Genomic DNA, 20,858 nt, shown 5'->3' with positions numbered 1-20,858 from the left:
CGACCCGATTTGACGAAATCCCTTCTTTTCCCCTAAATTTTTCCTATCCGCCGCGCACAAGGAAAGCGCCTATCGAGAAACAGCTATCGACTCCAGCCTCATTTTGAAATAGGCCTTTGCCGAAGGCAGAAGATACTTATCCAATGTCGGAGCATATCCGCAGCTATGGTTGCCGATTCCGCTCTGTCCCGCGTCCAGCTTGACGATTGTCTCGTCAAGCGCGGTAAGCAGATGGACATGGTCGGTAAGCGTCATATCCTCCGTCGAAAAACGGTGAACGCTCAGCTCGAACGGAGCAGCCCCAGCGAAGCGCAAGCCCGCTCCGGATGAATCCGTGACCGACGACCATCTTACCTCCGACTTATTGCCGTTCTCCTGAGGCTTGACGTACGGTACGAATTGCTCCATGACCGTTCCTTCATACAACCCGAGCTTGCCGCTTTCCTTGCGGTCCGGGTAACATTCGTGAGGGCCCTTGCCGAACCACGACAACCGATCGTACCCGGCCGGCATCCTTAATTCCAAGCCGAATCTCGGCAATGAAGGCAGATCCTTCAGCGACTCCATGGAAGCTTCGATTTCTACCCATCCTTCAGACGACACGGTATAGCTCAATTCGGCCCGGAAGGCGATGCCTTCTCCACTCGCTCCCAGAACAAGCTCGACCCGAATGCGACAGCGGCGAGTTTCCTCTCGTTCCAGCGAAAAGCTTTTCACCAATTGTACCAGCCGATCATAACCCGCTTTTTTCCACTCTTTGGCCAAGTGAACGTCGTTATCGACCGGCGCGCGCCATACATTAAGCTTGGGACCCGCGAGCAGCAACGACTTCCCTTCGCGAGTCCATTCGGTTATCCGGCCGGTCAATTTGTCGAAGACGATTCGAAAGTCGGCTCCGGCTGCAACAGCCGTCTTCCCGTTCTCCGTAACCGTCAGAGCCGGGCTTTGTTCCTTCGTTCGGTGCGGCTCCTTGACAGCGGCCTGCACCAGACGCTCTGTTCCCGTCTCCTGCTCCATTGCAGGCAAAAGCAAATCGGCCCAGGCAACCTCATGCCCCGCGTTCGCCCATAGCGTATCGTCGCTAAGCGCGAACCGGAGGTGTATCCAATGCTCGCCCTCAGCAGCTATCGTCTCCCGTACCAGCGGCAGCGTCACCGTCTCGGATGCTCCCGGCTCCGTATTCAATTGCTCCAGAATGCCTCCATCGACTCTCACTCCTTCGCGCATCAGCGCCCATTCGGCAGTAAGATGTCCGAGCGTCAAGAAGTGATAGCGGTTGCGAATGCGCACCAAGCCCGATGCCATATCGACCGCTTCCGCAACGACAGGCTCGATCGCTTTTTTGTACTCCAGAATCGACGCCTTGAGGCTGCGATCCGGAAACAGCAGTCCGTCCATGCAAAAAGGACCGCTGTGAGGCTCGTCGCCGAAATCTCCTCCATAGGCGTACCATGGCTTCCCGTCTTCCGCATACCGAACGATGCCCATATCCGACCATTCCCAGATCAGCCCGCCGAGCAGCCGGGGTATTGATGAACCGCTTCCCAATATTCCTTCTGGTTGCCGACCGAATTGCCCATCGCATGGCCGAATTCGACCATCAGGTAAGGGCGGGGATCGCTCTTCTTCCCTTCCGCGACGAGCATGTCGACGGAAGGATACATCGTGCTTACAACATCGACGACGGCCGCTTCGTATGCGCGCTCGTAGTGAATCGGGCGCGTCGGATCGGCTTCCCGAATCCACTCCGCCATCGCGTCGTGATTCGGACCGTAGCCCGACTCGTTGCCAAGCGACCACATAATGACGGACGGATGGTTTTTGTCTCTCTCTACCATTTTCCGCGCCCGCTGCACGTAAGCTTCCTTCCAGTCCGGGTGTTTGCTCAAATAGCTTTCATCCTCGATAAAATGAAACCCGTGCGTCTCCAAATCCGCTTCGTCGATGGCGAACAGCCCGTATCGGTCGCACAAATCGAGCCATCTCGTATCGTTCGGATAATGGGACAGTCTGACAGTGTTGATGTTATGCCGCTTCATCAGCTTAATGTCGGCGACCATCTCCTCCAAAGTCGTTACATAGCCGTTCACCGGATGAAACTCGTTGCGGTTGACGCCTTTGATTATAATAGGAACGCCGTTCACGAGCAGTTGGCCTTCCCGAATGACGATATCCCGGAAGCCGACCGCGATCTCCTTCACTTCTTGAATCTTTTCTTCCGCATCGTAGAGCGTAAGCAGCAGCGTATACAAATACGGGTCTTCTGCCGACCAAGTGCGGGGAGACAGGATCGTCTCCGACATCGCCAGCCGGAGCCCATCTTCCTCCGCTGGTTGAATCGAGCCGTCATAATAACGGTCGAACACCGGCGCTCGTTCGGCATCGAGCACAACCGTTCGCAGCCTCCACGACGAATAATCGCCCGCTATTCCTTGCGTCAGAAGAAGCTTCCATTCCAGCTCGGCGCTCGCGCCCCCCTCGGCCAGAATCGTCCGCACGGCAGCGTCTTCAATGGTAATGGCCGGCAGCGACAGCAAATACACATCCCGAAAAATTCCGCTGAGTCGCCATTTGTCCTGGGATTCCAAATAGCTGCCGTCGCACCATTGGTACACGCGAACCGCAAGCAGGTTGTCCTCTCCGACTCGAACGTAAGAGGTAATATCGAATTCCGATTGATTGTGGCTCCCTTGGCTGTACCCGACGGGCAGTCCGTTCACCCACACGTGAAAGGAAGAATCGACCCCGTCGAAAACAAGGCGTATACGCCGGGCATCCCAACCGTCCTTCAAGCGAAAAGCGGTTCGGTAGCAGCCGACCGGATTAAGTGCCGGAACGTTAGGCGGATCGATTGGAAAAGGATAAGGACAGCTGCTGTAATGGGGGCGTCCGTATCCATGCATTTGCCAATTGCCGGGAACGGGCAGGAGCGCCCATTCCGCGTCCTCGCAGCCGGGCTCGTAAAAATCGGCCGGGGCGAGTTCAGGTGCCTCTGCGTATTGAAACCGCCATATGCCGTTCAACGATTCGTAATGAGGCGACGCCGCTCTGTCTTGCGCGAGGGCGGACTCCCAATCCCCGTAGGGCAGCAAATCCGCGCGAGGAGCGACCGTGTTCTTCTCCAGCACGTTCAAATTCGACCAATCCGGCCTGTTATCGTCCTGCATCATCCTAAGCATCCTCCCGTCTCCTCTAAAGCGAACATCCCTCCCCTCAATAGGGAAGGGATGCCGTTGTGATTGCTTGTTAGCTGCCTCTTCTGACTCTTTCGAAAAAATCGACTCCGCCCACTTGTCCGCCCTTCAGCACAAGCTCCAAACCTTCCAGCCGGGCATCGTCGGACGAAGCGCGGCAAAGCGGTCCTCCCGGCGTCAACGCAGCCGCGCATTCCAGCGCGTAAAGGCCCAATTCTCGGGTAACATAGCCTGATGTGTCTCCCCCGGCAACGACCAAGCGGGTCAATCCCGAGCCGACGATAAGCTCTCGGGCAAGCGAACCGAGAATCGAGCCCAGCAGCCTGCTGCTGTCGTCGGCGCGGAAGCCCCCGGCAGTGAGTGCCGCCCGGAATAGCTCAATGCTGGAATCGCCGGGACCTGCCGCCGAGTAGAGCAGGACGCTTTTTCCTTCGTCGAGCCTTGCCTTCGCCTCTTCCAGCAAGCGCATGCGCGCTTGCGCTGCTTGCTCCTCGCCAAGCAATTCGTCGACGGGTACGCGAATGCCCGCAAAGCCTGCTCGCAAGGCAGAGTCAATCTGCGACTCCGTTATCGGCGAGCAGCTGCCGGACACGACGAGCAGCCGATCGACGGAAGGAACGCTTGTCGGCACTTCCGTCCCGCTCCCCGTCAGCCCTTCCGATTTCCAGCAAGCGCCCAGAGCGTATTCGATGCCGGAAGAGCCGATGACGAACCTTCCACGGCCTTCGACACGGCAAGCTTCCTCCCAGATCAACCGGCCAACGGTCTCAAGCCGCGCTTCGTCGAGCACGTCGAACAGCATCATGTCCGGTTTTTCCAATTCGAGACGCCGACGCATCCTTTCCCTAACTTCGGGCAGCGGTCCGTCGAGCGCCAATATGTCCATGAGCGACACGCTGTGCTCGCCCTGCTCCGCCAGATGCTTGCGCAAATCCGCTTCCTTCATCGGAGTGATCGGATGGCGCGACATCGTCGGATGGCGATCCAGCCGATGAACCTCGCCCCCCGCCGCCGCAAAATGATTGCCGAACAACGTATAGCGGCCCAAGTAAGGAACTCCCGCGAGAAGCGGAATGTATTCGTCTCCGAACACGTCGCGTCCGACCTCTGCGGCCGCGGCGATATTGCCGATTCCGGGAGAGGAATCGAAGGTGGAGCAAATTTTGTAGTGAACGACCGCCGCCCCCGCCTTCTTCAACGTCTCGAAGATGGGCCGCAGTTCGCGCTTTGCCTCCTCCGGCGTCAATGAACGCCCGACTCCCGCCACGCCGAACGCGTCCATCGACGCAAAGCGTCCCCGCAGCCGATCGTCGCTAGGCGGCTCCAGAAACAAGGCGGTCTTCACGCCCGCGCGGAACAGCGACTCCAGCACGTCCGTCGAGCCGGTGAAATCGTCGCCGTAATAGCAAAGCAGCTTGGCCGGACGGCAGCCGGAGAAGGCGGCTTCCGCCGTCGCTTCGCCGCGATCGGCCTGCGGCTCGTTCGTCAACCTGGTCCGCATCGCCCATCAGCCCTTTCCGTTGCCGTACTTCGCAATCGCTTGCTTCAGCGAGGGATGAAGCTCGGCGTATTCCTCCAGCGGAATGCCTTTGACTGCCGCTTCCCAGCCCAGCTTCATGCTCTCGAAGCCGGCGGCCGGACCGGCCGGATGAGCGAGAATGCCTCCGCCGGCCAAGTGCATAACGTCGACCGTCTTCGTCGCGGCGTAGGTCGCGGGAGCCGTTCCCGCCCACTGCGCGGAAGACACGACCGGCATTGCCGCGTACCCGCCGTACATGGGAGCGGTGCACGCCTCGATAGAACGAACGACGGATTCGTTGCTTTCATAAAATTTGCTGTTCAAGCCGTTCACATGGAGATGATCGGCTCCGGCCAATCGGCACAGCTTCTGATAAGCGGCGAACTCGATGCCGAGCATCGGACAGCGGGTCAGCATTCCCCACTGGTTGCGGTGTCCGTGAATCGGAACCTCGCTGTACGAATTGAGATGCGCAAGTCCCGCCAATCCGACGCTCAGGATGCTGACCATGACGCAGTTGCCGCTCGCCTTCACAACCAAGTCGTGATTGCGCTTCATCTCTTCGATGTCGCCTGTAATATTGAAGGCGTACATGATTTTTTTGCCTGTGGCGTCGGCAGCGCGTTCGACCGCCTCCATGACGGACTTCACCTTCAGCTCCAGCGGAGCGTAAGGCGGGTTGGCGTTCAATTCATCGTCCTTGATGAAATCCAGACCCGCTGCGGAGACGTCCGTAATCATTCTCTGCAAATCCTCCATCGCAAGACCGATGCTCGGCTTTACGATCGTCCCTAGAATGGGACGGCCGTATACGCCGGTCAGCCTGCGAGTGCCTTCAATGCCGAATTTCGGCCCCGGATAACGGGCAGCGAAATCGTCAGGAAGCTCCAGATCGACGAGTCTGATGCCCGACAGCTCTTGCAGCTCGTACAAATTGCCCGCAACGGCGGACATTAGATTCGGGATGGACGGACCGAAATTATGCAGCGGGAACGATACCGTCACCAAGCCGCGCCGATACCGCCCGTCATGCCCTTGCGGCGTCTTGGAGCCCGGCAGCGTCGGAACGCCAGCCGCTTCCAGCTCTTCGATGCTCTCGACGCGCGCCGCGTGCTTTTCCTTCAACAAATCGGTTTCTCCCGGCACAGCTGTAAACGTGCCTGTCGATTGCTCTCCCGCAATAACTTCCGCCGCCCGTTCCAACGTATAGGGCGTCTCTATGAGATACACTGCTTTTACTCTATTTGCGCTCACTGGAACCCCTCCGTTCTAAGCGTCGTTCGTTCCGGCTTGCTCGCGGTCGAGCCGCGCCAGCACCTCTTTGACCTGCTCGACTCCGAGCCGCGGGCTGGACAATACCGGCTTGCCCGTCGCTTCGCGGAGCGTCTTCTCCATACGGGCCATCGAGCCTTGCGCGAGAACGAGCACGTCCGCTTCCTCGCATACCCGTCTTGCCGTCTCCAGCAAAATGCGGTCATGCTCCTCGGGACTGCCGCCGACCAGCGCATCGAACGCGCCTTCCGCCAGCCCTTTGACCAAGGAAACCTCTTTGCCGAGCAAGCCTGCTTCCTTCGCAATTAAACGAACCGTTGGCTCCAGTGTCGAAGGCAGCGTCGCGAGCACGCCGATCCGGCCGTATTCGGCGGCGGCTTTCGCCGCCATCGCTTGGTCGATCTTGACGATCGGCACGCCGATGTACGCTCCGGCGCCGTCGGCCAATTCTCCGACGGAAGAGCAGGTGTTCAGAATGACGTCCGCGCCCAGCTCTTCGCCGTTATGGTAATATTGAACAAGCCTTCTGGCGACTCCGGCGGGAATATGTCCCGCGCGGACGACGTCTCCGATGAGGCTATCGTCGATGATATTGACGAGCCGAACTTCGGGAAGCACTTCCTTGAATACCGCCTTAAGCGGATCGGCCAGCCCTTGGCCGGTATAAATCGCCACAACCGTTCTCATCTCTCGCATCCTCCCTTAATCGCCGCGCTTTTGTTACCAGACGAACTCGTTCTCGACTTTTCGAAGCTCTCCTTCGCGCATCGGCGCTTTGTCGTACACTTTGCGGCCGCTATAGAACGGATGCTCCGTGCCGGCCGGCGAAATGCCCACAACGTCGTCGCCGCGCCATTCGGTCTCGAACGTCTGGCCGACAGCCGTCTCTATCGTTTTGCGAAGCGACAGCGGGAATTCGATCGTAATGACTTCCCCCGCTTTAGCGCCGCCAAGCAGCAGGAAATGCTCGCCGACCCACGTGCTCGGATCGCTGCCTTTTCCATTCGTCGTCTCCCCGTTAAGCTCGCGGGCGAACTTCACTTTCGCATAGCCCGCCCATTCCGGTATGCGAACCTGCAATCTATGAATATCCTTGTGAATGCGCAGAACGATCTTGCCCTCATGAGGCAAGCAGCTTTCCACGTCAAGCCATGCGGAACCCCGATTCAAGAGGAAGTTGACGCTGACCGTGCCTTTCTTCTCCGTAACGGTGTTGCTCCAGCCCATATACAAGCCGCGCGTTCCCGAGCCCAGGCAGCAAATTTGCAAATCGTTCGTATGGCCGCGCCCGTGATTGACATTGCAGCAGAAATCGTTCGGAGCGGAGTAGCCGGCGAAAGCGCCGCGCGTTCTTTGTCCGATGTTATGGTACGTAATGAGTCCCGGAACGTCCTTCGACCGGTCGCTCGTCTCCTTCACCCAATCCATCTCCAGCAGCTGCGATTCGGCCAGATGGTTGCGAATATATTTCTCCACGACGCTCCAATATTTCGTATAACCGCTCTGGGCAAGCGTAATTCCGGTTGCGATCAGATCGACGAGCGAGCACGTCTCGTGCTCGTACGCCTGCTCCTTCATATCTCCCGGCGTCCAGCCGAACGTCGTGCACTGGGTAATCGCCCAAGCGTAGCTCTTCTCCACGAAGGCTATCAGCGCGGCGTCGCCCTTGAACGCCCCGAACCGGGCGAGCGCGTCCAACGTTCCGAGCCGGGTATGGAAATGGCCGCTGCGGTAAGCGAGCGCATCGTTGAAGCTGCCGTCCGCGTTGAACACCCCGCTGCGCTGCACGATGAGCGCGGAGAAAAACTCGCAAAGCTCCAAAGCGTCCTCGTTGCCCGTCAATTGATGGTATTTCAAGAGCGGCATGACCAATCTTCCGCAGAAGGCGGCCGGGTCCGGCGCCAGACGCAGCAAAATCGCATTCGAAGACGGCCAGCCGCCTTCCTTGTATTCCGAAGCCGGATAGTACCAGACGTCCTTCTCTTTGACCGCTACTCTCTTAAGAGCGGCAACATGCTTGTCGGCGGCTTCCTTCGCTTTCGGATCGCCCGTCGCCATGAACCAGGTCGTCAACGACAGAATGACCGCCCGTTGATCGATAAAGTTCGCGTTCGGCTCCCAATTGTGATGAGGGTTCGTCTGACGGTAGCTGAGACCGTCCTCTTTGAAAAAGGACAGCAGATTGGAGCGGTATTTTTCTTCGATATCGGTACCGAACGTTTCGCCGGACATATGGCGGGCGAGAATCATCGCGTCGACCATCCGTCCGTGAGAGGAGCCGTAATCCCAGTCGCCGTGAGTCAGGTTGGCGGGATCGTTCATCAGGTTGGCGGCAAAAAAGGGAATGTCTCCGTAATCCCTGTCAGCCATGCCGACAATCGCGTTCATCGCGTGTCCGGCTCTCTCTTCCAGCGTCAGCGTATCGGGTATTAGTCGTTTTTGCATATCGGAATCTCTCCTTGTCTAATTCTCTGTCGGTGGGCGGGAGCTCCGGAACTCTCCTATCGTCATTCCGGTTTTCTTCTTGAATATTTGACTGAAATACCGGTAATCCTCGTAGCCGACTTTTTTGGCGATCTCATAGTTTTTGTGCTTCGAATCCTTCAAAAATTCAATGGATTTCGCAATTCGAAAATCGGCGAGATAGTCGACGAAATTGCGTCCCGTCGTCTTCTTGAACAACCGGCTCAAATAGTCCGGGTTCACGAACCGGCTCTCCGCGATTTGGTGCAAGGACAGCGGCTGCGCGTAATGAATCTCGATCAGCTTCTGAATTTCCCTTACGATTTTTTCGCCTTGATTCGCGACAGTCGCGCCGTAATAGGCGCTTGCCGCCGGAATAATGCGGCATTCGAATAACGTTCGAATCGATGCGGCGTCGTTGCGCGCCTTAATTATCTCAGCGTAGCCGAGCGGTCCGGTTCCGCTAATTTCCTCCAGGCTCGCCTGCGAGGCGTGAAGCTGCTTTTCGATCGCATGAACGAGCAAGGAGGCGCTCCTCTGCAAATCGTCGACGGTCATGCCGTCTTCGGCGACCGCCGCATAGAAGCGGCCAAATTCCGACTTCGCCGCTTCTTCGCTGCCCATCTGAAGCGTCAGCAGCAGCTTTGTTTCAAGCTCGCGCGGATATTGGCCCGCTCCGCTGGCGGTCTCGCGCTTCGGATACAGAATGGCACAGGCGATTCCGAGCTTTTTGGCGGACAGGCTCGTCTTCGCTTGCTTGTACGCTTGGGGAAGCTCCGAGACATGGCCGACAGGATCGCTGATTCCGATGCTGTAGCTGGAATTGCCCGACTGCTTCAGCAGCGCCTGCACATCGGCGACCAGACTCCTATGCTCGCGAAGCTCCGGCTGCCCGCTTCTAATCGAAAGCACGATCTCTCCGGCGTCCCCGGGAGCCGCCGTCAAGGCGAAATCCCACGCACCGCCCATATAGAACGCTTTGTCCCGCATAAGCTTGCTCTGCAATTCATCCGTCAACAGCTGCGTTTCATAACGATCGCAAAACCGATCCGGCTGCGCTACCATAACGACGGCCTCTTCACCCGGCTTCCACCGTTCTGCCGCTCCGTCGTCCGCCGCTTCCCGCTCCGCATCGTTCGACCGCTCGCGTTGAAACAGCGCGCTCCAAAGTCCGTTCTTTCGATTGTCGACGGCTGTCTTCCGCTTGAGCGACTCTTGCTCGTTCAGCCGGACCAAAGCTTTTTCAAGAACCGATGCCAGCTCTTCCTTCTTCACCGGCTTGAGCAAATAATCGAACGCGTTATGAAGAATCGCTTCTTTCGTATACTCGAAATCGGAATAGCCGCTTACGACGATTGTCAGCAGCTCGGGCAAATCTCTGCGCAGAAGCGCCAGCAGCTGCTTGCCATCAAGGCCCGGCATCCGCATGTCGAGAAACATTAGGTCCGGCTTCTTCTCCAGCGCCATATCGTAGGCGTCCTTGCCGTCCTCCGCCTCGCCCGCCAGCTCAAGTCCCAGCTCGTCCCAAGGGATCGACTGAATAAGCCCTCTGCGAATCCAGCGCTCGTCGTCGACGATCATCACTTGTCTCATGGCGGCAGCCTCCCTTGCATCCGAGCGGTTTTCGGTCTTAGCCTTTCATCGATCCCGCGGTCAGCCCGTCGATAATGTAACGTTGCAGGAATAAGTAGATGACGAGAACGGGCGTTATGACGATGATCATGAAGGCGAATACGATGCCCCAGTTCGTGCTGTAGAGCGTAACGAAATTGAACACTTGCAGAACGATCGTCCACTTCGTGCTGTCGGTCACCAAGTAGAACGGTCCGAAGAAATCGTTCCATACCGACACGATGACGACGATGGATACCGTGACCAGCACCGTGCTGATCAGCGGAAGGATCATTCGGAAAAACAATCGGAAGTAGCCACACCCTTCGAGCAGCGCCGCCTCGTCCAATTCGCGCGGAATGGACTTCATGAAGCCGACAAGCAGGAACACCGCGAACGGGAGCAGCACCGCCGAATAATACATGATGATGCTGAAATACGTTCCCTTGATGTGCAGCGCATCCATCATCTTGATTGTCGGAACGATCGACACCGGCACGATAAGGCCCATGATGAACGCCAGATATACACCCTGCAAAAATTTGCCGCCGCGCCGCTGAATGACGAATGCGCACATCGCGGCGAATACGTTGACGCAGACGACGACCAGACCGGATATAAGAAAGCTGTTCTTGAAGCCGCGAAGAATGTTGTCCTGCTTGAGCACGTCCTTGTAATTGCCGAACTCCCAGGTCGAAGGCAGCGAGAGGCCGAACAATGCCGACTCCCTTATTCCTTTGAAGGAATTGACCAGGATCATGAAGAACGGGATGAGAATGAGAAGAGCCAAAGCGATCGCTACGATCTCAAGCGCGATGACGGAGCTTCGTCTGGTCATCACATTTCGACCTCCCTTTTCTTCATTTTTAGCAGTACAGGCACGCCGACAAGGGTGACGAAGAAGAACAGCAGCATGTTGACCGCCGTCGCATAGCCCATTTCGCCCGAGCTGAACGTTGTGCGGATGAGCGTATAGAACACTTCGGTCGTATAGCCCGGACCGCCCTCGGTCAGAACCATGACGATCTCGAATACTTTCATCGAGCCGATCATCGCAAGCAAGACGTTTACGGTGAAAGCGGGAGCGAGCAGCGGAAATACGATGTGCTTGAACCGGCTCCAGTAGTTTGCTCCGTCGATGTTCGAGCTTTCGATCAGATCCTTCGGAATGAATTGCAAACCCGCCAAGTAGACGACCATCGAGAATCCGGCGACGCGCCAGATGTCCGTCATAATAATCGTGAACAGCGCATACTTCGGATCGTTCAGCCAGTCCTGCATCATGAAATCCAGCCCGACCATGTCGAGGAATTTATTGACAACCCCATGCTCGGATGATAGATCGCACGGAAAATGTAGCCGATAACCAACGGAGCGATAACATAAGGCAAGAAAAAGATCGTGCGCAAAATGTTCCGGGTTTTCAGCTTTTCGTTCAGAATGAGCGCTAGCGCGAGTCCGGCTCCGTTCTGGAGCACCGTTACGGCTGCGGCGAATATAAGCGTATTAATGAAAGCCTGCTTCAGACGGGGCTCATGAAAGAGCTCCGCGTAGTTGTCAAAGCCGATAAATTTAACCGTATCGGCGTTGATGTTCCAGTCGGTGAAGCTGTAGTAAATGCCGATAATCGTCGGAGCGATAAAGAACAGCATGAAGACGACGATGGCGGGATATGAGAAGTACAGCGGGTATTTGAGCCTCTTCACGCGTTTTCCTCCTTATCCGAAAAGGAAGGGACCGCTGCGCCCAGAATGAAACTCCGTTGCGCCGCTGTCCCCCCGTTCTTTTTCTTTAGCGATATGCGTTATTCAAAGCCTTCCAGACGTTTGGAATTGCCGTCCTTCATGTAGTTTGCGGACATCTCGTTAAGAGCGGCGTCCACGTCGCCTTTAATATGGAACGTCTGCAGCGTTTTACCCAAATCGAGGAACGATGCGGTCAGACGGTTTTGAACGTTGACGGTCGATTTGCCCGCGTCGATATACTCCTGAACGGTTTTTTGAACCGGGTAAAGCTCGCTCGTAGCGCTTTTGAAAATCGGAATTCCCGGTTGGCTGGCGTAGAACGTGTTTACGCTGTCTTTGGAAATCATAAATTTCACGAGCTCCTTCGCCTGCTCCAGATGCTTGGCTTTGGAAGGAACCATCAATTGGTTCGGAGGAGTAATCATCGCGGTTCCGGTATCGGCAGCCGATGGGAACGGGAAGAAGCCGACCTTGTCCGTCAAGAAATCTTTGCCGAATTTCTTCTCCAGCTGAGGCAGAATGCCGTCGAGCATGAATATCATGCCGACTTTGCCGTCGCCGAATTCGTTCTGAAGCTCATCGTAAGTACCGGACAGCGCGTTCTTCTGGTACAATCCGAGATCCTTTAGTTGCTTCGCTTTCGCGAACAGGTCTTTCAGCTCGGGAATATCGGCCAGCTTCGCTTGGTTCACGTTCAGCTTTTGAACGCCTTCCGCTCCGATCGCCTGATCGACCTGCGATACCCAGCCGGTCAAATAGAATACTTGCGTAGGCCAGCCTTCTTTGACGGCTTCGTAGAACGGCGTAACGCCGGCGGCTTTTATTTTTTTCGCGATTTCGATCAAGTCCGCGTAGTTTTTCGGCGGCTCCACGTTCGCTTTCGCGAAGACGTCCTTGTTGTAGAAGACGCCCATTTGGCCGGTTTTGCCGAACGGTACTCCATACGCTTTTCCTTCGGTATTCTTCTGGAAATCCTTGATCGAATCGATGATGTCGTCCCATACGCCGGCTTCTCCAGACCAGTCGACGAGCGTTTCGTCCGCTCTAAGCTTCACATATTGCTTCGTGCCCGGCTGCATCAGGAATACGTCCGGGAAATCGCCTGTAGAAAACCGTGTTTTCAGCATATTGTCGTAGTCTCCGCCAGGAAGCGCCTGCACTTCGACTTTGTTGCCGGTTTGTTTTTCGAACTCGGCGAAAATCGAGTTGTAAGGCGTAACGTCGTCCGTATTCGGAATGAGGAAGGTCAAAGTGACAGGGTCTTTTTTCGGTTCGGCCGAAGGGCTGGAGGATGCGCTCGCGGGAGCGCTTTCAGAGCTGCCGGCGGAAGGCGAAGCTTTCTCGTTGTTGCTCCCGCATGCGGTTAAAGCAGCCGCAGCCAATACAACGGACATTACCGGGTAAATCGCTTTCATCTTTTTCATTCGACGACTCCCTCTCGTTAGTAATCGCTTACAACCTGATTATAAGCAAGCGCTTTCTTTCGTCCCATTCACGATTTTGACTTGCTATGTTGAAGATTCCGACTTCGCGTCGGATTCGGTCTCGAAAGGAGGGAAAACGAGCGTAATTTCCGTACCCGATCCTTTTTTGCTATCGATAGTGAAATCGAACCGATCTCCGAAGCGAATCGCATACCTTGAATACACGTTCACGATACCGATGCCGATTTCCCGTTCGGCAGAGGGCTCGATTAGCTGCTGCGCGGGCGGCTTCAGCTTGTCCCGAATTTCGGCAAGCCGCTTTTCGGATATGCCGACGCCGTCGTCCTTAATCGATAGACGAATGCGCGAGCGCTCCTTGGACGCGGAGATCGTAATCATTCCTTTGCCTCGCTTGCGCTCGATTCCGTGAAATACGGCGTTTTCGACCAGCGGCTGAAGCGTCATTTTCAACAAAGGGGTGCCGTACAGCGCTTCGTCGATTTGAATGCCGCACTCGATTTTGCCTTCAAACCGGATGCTCTGAATTTTGATGTAGGAGTCGATCTGGTCGAGCTCCTCCTGGAGGGTAACGATCTCGTCCTTATTCTTCGTGTTATAGCGGAACATATCCGCGAGCGACTGCGCCATGACGCTAATTTCCTCGACCTTGTAGTAGTCCGACATCGCGCGGATGCTGTCCAGCGTATTGTACAGAAAATGCGGGTTGATCTGGGAGTAGAGCATCGCAAGCTCGACTTCCTGCAGCTTGATCTGATTCAAATATTTCGTCTCGATCAGAGTTTGCAGCTCGTCCTGCATCGCATTGAAGTTCATGCCGATTCGGCCGATTTCGTCGTTGCGGTCGATCTTGACCCGCAAGGAGAAGTCTCCCCTCTTGATCCGGTTGACAGTCTTGTACAAATTCAAGATCGGCCGCGTAATTCGTTGGCCGAACAGGACGGAAATCATGAACGTGAAGACGAAGGCAATAATCGCGGTAAATATAACGGTCGTCTTGATCTTGTCGAGCGCGCCGAATATTTCCACTCTCGGCGTGACGAGAACGGCCTTCCAATTCGAATAGCCGGAGCTTGTGAAGGAAGCGAGCATTTCCTCGCCTCCGACGTTGATCCAGAACTTGCCTTCCCGTCCGACCGCGCGCTCCAGCAGCTCCGACTCCGCAATCGATTTCGATTCGTTCCCCGATTCGTACACGAGCCGGTTGTCCTCGTCCAAAATAACGATGCGGCTATTGAGCGACAAATCGTCGTTCTGGCCGATGCTGCGGAACAGGCTCGAACGGTACTCCGTACGGACGACGATGAACCGGTCCGGATTCGAGAAGTCCCGAATCATGATGGAAGAGGCGTAAGCCGCCACCTCCGACGGTTCGTTCGCTTCCTGCGGAATGAAGCCGCTGAAGAAAGCCTCTCCGTCCTTGGCGACCGTCGAGCGGAACCATTCCGAATTCCGGACCTGGCTCGGCGTCCACGGCTTGCGGGCGTCGGAGGAGCTTAACAGCTCGCCGTCGCCGTAATAAATTTGGAACCGGAGAAAATCCCGGATCGGCGTCACGTTAAAGCTCTTCAAATACAAATCTCCGATTCGTTGCCGAAACAGGAACTTCTCTTGATCGCTCATATCGGCGTACCGGTTAATGCCGTCGATATAAGCTTGATCGTTATAGGGAGCAAGCAGCAAATTGCGCTTGCTGTGAAAGTCGTTGTCCATGTTGTTCTCGATTTGCCTCACGAGCTGCAAGCCGGCGGATTCGGCCCTATCGGCCATCGTCTTGTATGAAATATAGAAGGACACCGTTCCTACGAGCGCGATACTGAGAAGAATGACGACGAAGTAGCTTAGCAATAACGCCGTGCGGATGCGGATGGCCTTGACCCCCTTCGTGGTAACGCTTACATAAGATGGTAAAAAACCAACCTCCCTATTCGTACGGGGGTTGGTTACTGATTTTAACACTTTGGAGCGCTTGAAGAAAGGGGATCGGCGGTAGGATAAAATTACCTTTTGACCATCCGATCGTATAGAAAATCGATAACATGCGTCGCTTGCACATGCTCTCTGTCCGCGTGCTTCTCGATGCCCAGCTTCATCTGAAGCAGACAGCCCGGATTGCTTGTGACGATATAACTCGCTTGAGTTGCATTGGCATGCTGCATCTTATGGTCGAGTATTTGATTCGCCATTTGCGGCTGCGTAATGTTGTAAATTCCCGCCGAGCCGCAACAGGAGCCGGCGTCCTGCATCTCGACGAGTTCCACGCCCGGCAGATCGGACAGCAGCTTCCTTGGCGCGCCCCCGCCCTTCATGACGTTCTTCAGATGGCAGGAATCCTGATACGTAATGCGCACGGGAGCTTCTCCGGCCTCCTCCTTGCGAAAATGCAGCTTGCGGCCGTTTTCAGCAAGAAGCGTGCTGACGTCTTTCACTCTGCCGGCGAACCAAACCGCCTGCTCGCTCCAATCGGGAACGTCGTGCAGGAGATGGTCGTACTCGACCAGAATCGCTCCGCAGCCGCCTGCATTGGAGACGATGTAATCGACTCCGGCCGCCTGAAACGCGAGAATGTTGTTCATCGCAAGCTGCCTCGCCTGATCGATTTCCCCGCTGTGCGCATGCAGCGCCCCGCAGCAATTCTGAGTATCGGGGATAACGATCTCGAAGCCGGCTTCGGACAGCATTTCTACCGTCTTGCGATTCGTCTCGGCGAACATGACGTCCATCAGGCAGCCCCGGAACATACCGACCGTTCCGAGCTTCTCGCCTTTGGCCGCCACCCGCGTTCCGAACCGTTGGACGACTCCTTGTCCGCCGGCCTCCGGCAAAATCCGCTCCATGTCGGAAAGCTGCTTGGAGAATACGCCGACGGCGCCCGTCTTCCTTGCGACAGCCTGAAGCCCCGATTTCTGATACAAGCGCAGCCCTTTGCCGAGCAGACTCATCCGGTTCTGATGCGGGAACAGCCCTTTGAAGACGAGCTTCCGGACTCCTCTTACCCAACCGCGATGCTGCCGCGTATGCGTCTCGATCGCGTCCCTCGCTTGCTCGATCAACTGCCCGTATTTCACGTCGGCGGGACAGGCCGGCTCGCACGCACGGCACCCCAGACAATGACTCATCTGCTCCTCGAAGGGAACGTCCGGGTCCATCACTCCGTCTACGGTCGCTTTCATGAGAGCGATGCGGCCGCGCGGCGATTCCGCTTCCAGTCCCGTTTCCTTGAACGTCGGACAAGCCGGGAGGCAAAAGCCGCAGCGCATGCAATTCGTCAATTGGTCGTAATCGAGCTTTAATTTCAACGTCTGTCTCATTGAATCCATCGTCGCCGCGTCGTTAGCCACGTTCAAGCACCACCCTGCGTCTGGATTGCTTGGCGAACATTTTTCCCGGATTGAGAAGGCTGAGCGGATCGAAGGCGAGCTTGATGTTCTTCATAATCTCGACTCCCGCGCTTCCTACCTTCCACTCCAGAAAAGGAGCTTTGACCAAGCCGACGCCGTGCTCGCCGGTAATCGTGCCGCCAAGCGCGATCGCCGCCTCGAAAATTTCCTCGAACGCCGCCTCGACCCTGTGAATTTCCTCTTGATCCCTCGCGTCCGTAGTCGCGGTCGGATGAAGATTGCCGTCCCCCGCATGGCCGAACGTGCAAATGGTAACGTCGTGCTTCTGCGCGATTCGGTTGATTTCGAGCACCATATCGGCGATTTTGGATCGAGGCACAGTCGCGTCCTCCAATATGGTCGTCGGACGAAGCCTCGCCAGCGCGGTGAATGCGCTGCGTCTTGCGGTCAACAGCTTCAGCGCTTCCTCCTGCGTATGGGCGATGCTGATTTGAGTCGCATTCTCGTCGCGGCAAATGCCGGAAATGCGCTCGATGTCCCGCTCGACCGTCTCCGTATCTCCGTCCTGCTCGATAAGCAGAATGGCGGCCATGTCGAGCGGCAGTCCAAGCTTCGCATAGTCGTCGACGACGCGGATCGTCGGGTTGTCCATAAATTCGAGCGTAGCCGGAATAATGCGATTCTCGATAATTTTGGACACGGTGCGGGCAGCGTCGTACAAATCCGAGAACATCGCGAGCATCGTCTTCTTGTATTTCGGCGGCGGAACGAGCTTGAGCGTAGCCTCCGTGACGATGGCGAGCGTCCCTTCGGAGCCGATCAGAAGCTTCGTCAGATCGTATCCGGCGACGTCCTTCACGAGCTTGCCGCCCGTGCGGATAATTTCGCCCGAGGCTAGCACGCATTCGAGACCAAGCACGTAATCCTTGGTCGTACCGTACTTCAATCCTCGAAGCCCTCCCGAGCATTCCGCGATATTGCCTCCGATTGTCGAGATGGACATGCTGCTCGGGTCCGGCGGGTAGAAGAGCCCCAGGCTTTCGACATGCTCGATGAATTTTTTCGTAATAATGCCGGGCTGAACCGTTGCGGTCAAGTTTTGCATATCCACTTCCAATATGGCGTTCATTCGGTGCATGACCATGACAACGCCTCCAAGAACGGGGACCGTGCCGCCGCACAGGTTCGTTCCGGAGCCGCGGCTGACGAGCGGAATCCGGTGCCGATTCAATATTTTCATAATCGCCGCTACCTCTTGCGTGCTTCCCGGATAGATGACGGCGTCGGGCAAAGCTTGCAGCATCGGCGTTCCGTCATAAGAATGCGCCACCAGCGTTTGCTTGTCGTCTTTCAGGAAGGATGAGCCTACGACTGCCGCCAGCTCTTGTTTGATTCCGTTTTCCAGCATGGAATCGGATTCCTCCTCGTGATGGTGAATAGTTTTTCATATTGATCATGTGATCTGATGACTTTTCTTATAGCTTAGCGTATGATTGAATAGATGTATATATATTTGTGGAGGTTTTTTTGTGGCGTTTCAAAAAATCCAGACGCGCAAAGGCTCGGAAATCGTATTTGAGCAAATCAAACGGCAAATCGAGACGGAGCAATTTGCGCCGGGCGCGAAGCTGCCTACCGTCGTGGAGCTGGCGGAAAGCTTCGAGGTTGGGCGATCTACCGTAAGGGAAGCGCTGAGCGCATTGAAAGCGATGGGCTGGATTACGATAAGACACGGAGGAGGAAGCTTCGTCAGCGCGCAGCTGCCGACCGGAGAAGAAGGCGCGGGGCTTGCGTTCAATACCGAGCTTCTTCAAGAGGTGCTTGAAGTGCGCAAGTTCATCGAGGTCGGCTGCGCGACGCTGGCCGCGAAGCGCCGGACGGAGCAAAATCTGGCGGAGCTGAGAGCGACGCTGGAGGAAATGGCCGCCTCCCTCGATCGCGAAGAGGAAAGCGATCGGGCGGATATCCGGTTTCACCTGCTTATTGCCGAGGCGTCGCATAATTCCTTGTTCGGCTCCATGATGGAATCGATGACGGAGAGAATGCGGGAGAGCATGAAGGAATCCCGCCGACTATGGTTTTTCGCCGAGCGCGCTTCCACCGAGCAGCTTCTGCAGGAGCATAAGGATATTTACGCCGCAATCGAAGCCGGGGACGAGCAGTTGGCCGCGGATCGAATGATGCACCATTTGCAAAAGGTAGAGAATGTCATCGGGAGGCTGCGCCAACCGACCGAGTAGCTCTGCGTTCTAGCCGAATCGGGCTTCCCCTTGCGTCCGCACCGCTTCGTGAACGGTATCGTACACAAGCCGGCCGATCGCGTTGCCGATCGTCGTCGCCGCGCCCGCATACCTATGAACGGGCCCGTAAGCGGAGGACTGGCTGGCCGCGATCAGCGCCGCATCGGTCGAAGTTCCCGTTGCGATGCGATCGTGACGACAATCTTTAATTTGCAAATCCGCGAATGCCGCGCTCTTCGCTTCCGTCGCGCTTATGACCGCATTTACCATCGCGCTCGGCGTCATTTTGCCATCGATCAGAACGATAATGTTGACGGTACCCGGCTCGTACGCGGAGAACGTCTCCCGCGCAAGCCCGGCGCGAGCCGCGTTTCCGGTTCCCGCGGTTGCGCATGCGAGCAGCTTGAACTCATCCCCCGCTTCCTCGGCGAACGAAGCATGCGTAAGATGCGCCGCAGTCTGCAAGCCGACCGTCGCGGCACGGTCATACCCCCACTTCTCCAGCTCGGTCAGCATCATGGACTCCGGATCCGTGCAATCGTAGCTGAGCGGCACTTTCCAATTCACGAATCGATTGGCCCTCGCCCACCCTCCGTTGCAAGGAGCGTTGCTGAGCACATCATGAACGGCATTGCTATGAATTAGAATACGATCTGCCTCATATTGAACGAGCAGCTCCGGCAATAGCGGCGAACGGTAGCGGGAAACGGCTTGGCGAAAAGGTTGCGTCATGTGCGTCAACGGCTCCTAACTGGAAATAAACGAAAGAAGCCCCTTCTGCTCAGGCTTCTCGAATTTTGAACGAACGATCGGTGCGATCACAAAGCATACTCCCCAGTCTAACACGATCCGCAAGCGCACATAAGTACCATTATGGAATAGTTGATATCTACCGAAGTTCCAGGGCTTAGTGATTGGATGTTTATCCATTACGCAACAAGCGTTCGCTGAACATATGCGGATTAATAATTAATCTGTGCGAATACACTTCCGATGTTTTTATCCTCACATATGCTAACGAGGTAAATTAAATATACACTTAGGTGGTGAAAACGATGGGTTATCCAGTTGCTGGCGCAGGTTGTGGTACTGGCGGCGGTATGCAGGCAGCCGCATTTGTGCTCGTTCTTTTCGTTCTGTTGGTCATTATTTTGCGTACCTTCATATGATAAGCGTATTCTTCCCCTGATTATCTTCTTCCCCATCATGACTCCCGCATGATGGGGCTTTTCTTTGCTTTCGCTTGTCCGACAACAACCTGTCTGTCCGTTAAATAATTGACCAGCCATCGTCGACCATCAGCACGCTGCCGGTTATGAACGAGGCTTCGTCGCTCGCCAAAAACAGCGAAGCTGCCGCAACGTCCTCGGGCTGACCGATCCGGCCATTCAGGCATTTACTCATTAAATAGTTGGAATAGTCCGGGTCCTCCAGATCGCTCCGCGTCTGCGGCGTGTCGATGATTCCGGGGCAGACTGCGTTGCAGCGGATTCTTTCGGAACCGTAGTCGACCGCGATCGATTTGCACAATTGGATCACTCCCGCCTTCGCCGAAATATAATCGGCATGCTCGCGGAAGGCGACCACCCCTCCGACGGACGAAGTATGAATGATCGATCCGCCGCCTGAGGCGCTCATAAGCGGAATGGCATATTTGCTGCACAGGAACGGGGCCGTCAACGTGATCGACAGCGCCTTGTTCCATTCCTCCAGCGTAAGATCGGCGGCCTTCTTCTTGGCCGCCCACCAGGTGTTCGTATGCAAGACGTCCAGACGGCCATGCTTGCCGGCCACAATGGCGAAGGCTTCCTTGATCTGCTTCTCTTCGCCAACGTCGGTCAAGATTCCTTCGGCATCGAGTCCTAGATTCTTAAAGGCTCCAACCGTCGCCGACAGCTTTTCTTCGTTATAGTCAAGCAGGTAAACGACGGCGCCTTCCTCCGCGAACCTGCGGGCGACGCCTGCGCCGATTCCTCCGCCGGAGCCGGTGACTACGCAAACTTTGTTTTGCAGTCTTCCTCCCATCTTGCA

The 20,858-nt window shown here is 56.1% G+C and carries 16 protein-coding genes and 2 pseudogenes; 2 read left to right on the top strand and 16 right to left on the bottom strand.

Features of this window, described 5'->3' with window-relative positions; genetic code table 11:
• Positions 1 to 72: 72 nt before the first annotated feature.
• From D3H35_RS35215 to D3H35_RS28580, 14 genes and pseudogenes are all read right to left on the bottom strand, one after another.
• Positions 73 to 2,571, bottom strand: a pseudogene (locus tag D3H35_RS35215) (glycoside hydrolase family 2 TIM barrel-domain containing protein); the annotation flags it as partial.
• Positions 2,572 to 2,582: 11 nt separating this feature from the next.
• Positions 2,583 to 3,167 (bottom strand): annotated as a pseudogene (locus tag D3H35_RS35210) (sugar-binding domain-containing protein); the annotation flags it as partial.
• 79 nt (positions 3,168 to 3,246) lie between these two features.
• Positions 3,247 to 4,695 (bottom strand): four-carbon acid sugar kinase family protein, encoded by a 1,449-nt coding sequence (locus D3H35_RS28635; protein ID WP_119152500.1) that lies wholly within the window; start codon positions 4,693 to 4,695, stop codon positions 3,247 to 3,249.
• Between the two features lie 6 nt (positions 4,696 to 4,701).
• Positions 4,702 to 5,967 carry a ribulose-bisphosphate carboxylase large subunit family protein gene (locus tag D3H35_RS28630; protein WP_119152499.1) on the bottom strand — a complete coding sequence of 422 codons (1,266 nt, stop codon included), beginning with the start codon at positions 5,965 to 5,967 and terminating at the stop codon, positions 4,702 to 4,704.
• Between the two features lie 15 nt (positions 5,968 to 5,982).
• Positions 5,983 to 6,672 (bottom strand): aspartate/glutamate racemase family protein, encoded by a 690-nt coding sequence (locus D3H35_RS28625; protein ID WP_119152498.1) that lies wholly within the window; start codon positions 6,670 to 6,672, stop codon positions 5,983 to 5,985.
• Between the two features lie 33 nt (positions 6,673 to 6,705).
• Complete coding sequence (locus tag D3H35_RS28620) at positions 6,706 to 8,430, bottom strand: glycoside hydrolase family protein (protein ID WP_119152497.1); 1,725 nt, start codon at positions 8,428 to 8,430, stop codon at positions 6,706 to 6,708.
• An 18-nt stretch (positions 8,431 to 8,448) separates the two neighbouring features.
• Positions 8,449 to 10,041 carry a response regulator gene (locus D3H35_RS28615; protein ID WP_119152496.1) on the bottom strand — a complete coding sequence of 531 codons (1,593 nt, stop codon included), beginning with the start codon at positions 10,039 to 10,041 and terminating at the stop codon, positions 8,449 to 8,451.
• 37 nt (positions 10,042 to 10,078) lie between these two features.
• Positions 10,079 to 10,897, bottom strand: coding sequence for a carbohydrate ABC transporter permease (locus D3H35_RS28610; RefSeq protein WP_119152495.1), 819 nt, complete (start codon positions 10,895 to 10,897; stop codon positions 10,079 to 10,081).
• Positions 10,897 to 11,343 carry a carbohydrate ABC transporter permease gene (locus D3H35_RS28605; protein WP_158594336.1) on the bottom strand — a complete coding sequence of 149 codons (447 nt, stop codon included), beginning with the start codon at positions 11,341 to 11,343 and terminating at the stop codon, positions 10,897 to 10,899. Before D3H35_RS28605 ends, D3H35_RS28610 begins: the two co-directional genes overlap by 1 nt.
• Positions 11,340 to 11,765 carry a carbohydrate ABC transporter permease gene (locus D3H35_RS28600; protein ID WP_119152493.1) on the bottom strand — a complete coding sequence of 142 codons (426 nt, stop codon included), beginning with the start codon at positions 11,763 to 11,765 and terminating at the stop codon, positions 11,340 to 11,342. The genes D3H35_RS28605 and D3H35_RS28600 overlap by 4 nt, the downstream gene beginning before the upstream one ends.
• A 98-nt stretch (positions 11,766 to 11,863) precedes the next feature.
• Positions 11,864 to 13,228, bottom strand: coding sequence for an ABC transporter substrate-binding protein (locus D3H35_RS28595; RefSeq protein WP_119152492.1), 1,365 nt, complete (start codon positions 13,226 to 13,228; stop codon positions 11,864 to 11,866).
• Between the two features lie 84 nt (positions 13,229 to 13,312).
• Complete coding sequence (locus D3H35_RS28590; RefSeq protein ID WP_119152491.1) at positions 13,313 to 15,094, bottom strand: sensor histidine kinase; 1,782 nt, start codon at positions 15,092 to 15,094, stop codon at positions 13,313 to 13,315.
• 152 nt (positions 15,095 to 15,246) lie between these two features.
• A complete protein-coding gene (locus D3H35_RS28585; protein ID WP_119152576.1) occupies positions 15,247 to 16,566 on the bottom strand; it encodes a (Fe-S)-binding protein in 1,320 nt (439 codons plus the stop codon).
• A 13-nt stretch (positions 16,567 to 16,579) separates the two neighbouring features.
• Positions 16,580 to 17,995 (bottom strand): FAD-linked oxidase C-terminal domain-containing protein, encoded by a 1,416-nt coding sequence (locus D3H35_RS28580; protein ID WP_119152490.1) that lies wholly within the window; start codon positions 17,993 to 17,995, stop codon positions 16,580 to 16,582.
• Positions 17,996 to 18,116: 121 nt separating this feature from the next.
• Between D3H35_RS28580 and D3H35_RS28575 the strand changes: the two genes are divergently transcribed.
• Positions 18,117 to 18,827: a FadR/GntR family transcriptional regulator gene (locus D3H35_RS28575; protein WP_233568223.1), complete on the top strand. Its 711-nt coding sequence runs from the start codon at positions 18,117 to 18,119 to the stop codon at positions 18,825 to 18,827.
• Between the two features lie 9 nt (positions 18,828 to 18,836).
• Here D3H35_RS28575 and D3H35_RS28570 read toward each other — a convergent pair whose 3' ends face one another.
• Positions 18,837 to 19,559 (bottom strand): adenosylcobinamide amidohydrolase, encoded by a 723-nt coding sequence (locus tag D3H35_RS28570; RefSeq protein ID WP_119152489.1) that lies wholly within the window; start codon positions 19,557 to 19,559, stop codon positions 18,837 to 18,839.
• 323 nt (positions 19,560 to 19,882) lie between these two features.
• Between D3H35_RS28570 and D3H35_RS28565 the strand changes: the two genes are divergently transcribed.
• Complete coding sequence (locus tag D3H35_RS28565) at positions 19,883 to 19,996, top strand: sporulation protein YjcZ (RefSeq protein ID WP_119152488.1); 114 nt, start codon at positions 19,883 to 19,885, stop codon at positions 19,994 to 19,996.
• Positions 19,997 to 20,096: 100 nt separating this feature from the next.
• Here D3H35_RS28565 and D3H35_RS28560 read toward each other — a convergent pair whose 3' ends face one another.
• Positions 20,097 to 20,852, bottom strand: a complete 756-nt coding sequence (locus tag D3H35_RS28560; RefSeq protein WP_119152487.1) for an SDR family NAD(P)-dependent oxidoreductase — start codon at positions 20,850 to 20,852, stop codon at positions 20,097 to 20,099.
• Between the last annotated feature and the right edge of the window lie 6 nt (positions 20,853 to 20,858).

The organism is Cohnella faecalis (assembly GCF_003570905.1).
Lineage (GTDB): Bacteria > Bacillota > Bacilli > Paenibacillales > Paenibacillaceae > Cohnella > Cohnella faecalis.
This window is presented reverse-complemented; position numbering and strand designations above follow the sequence as displayed.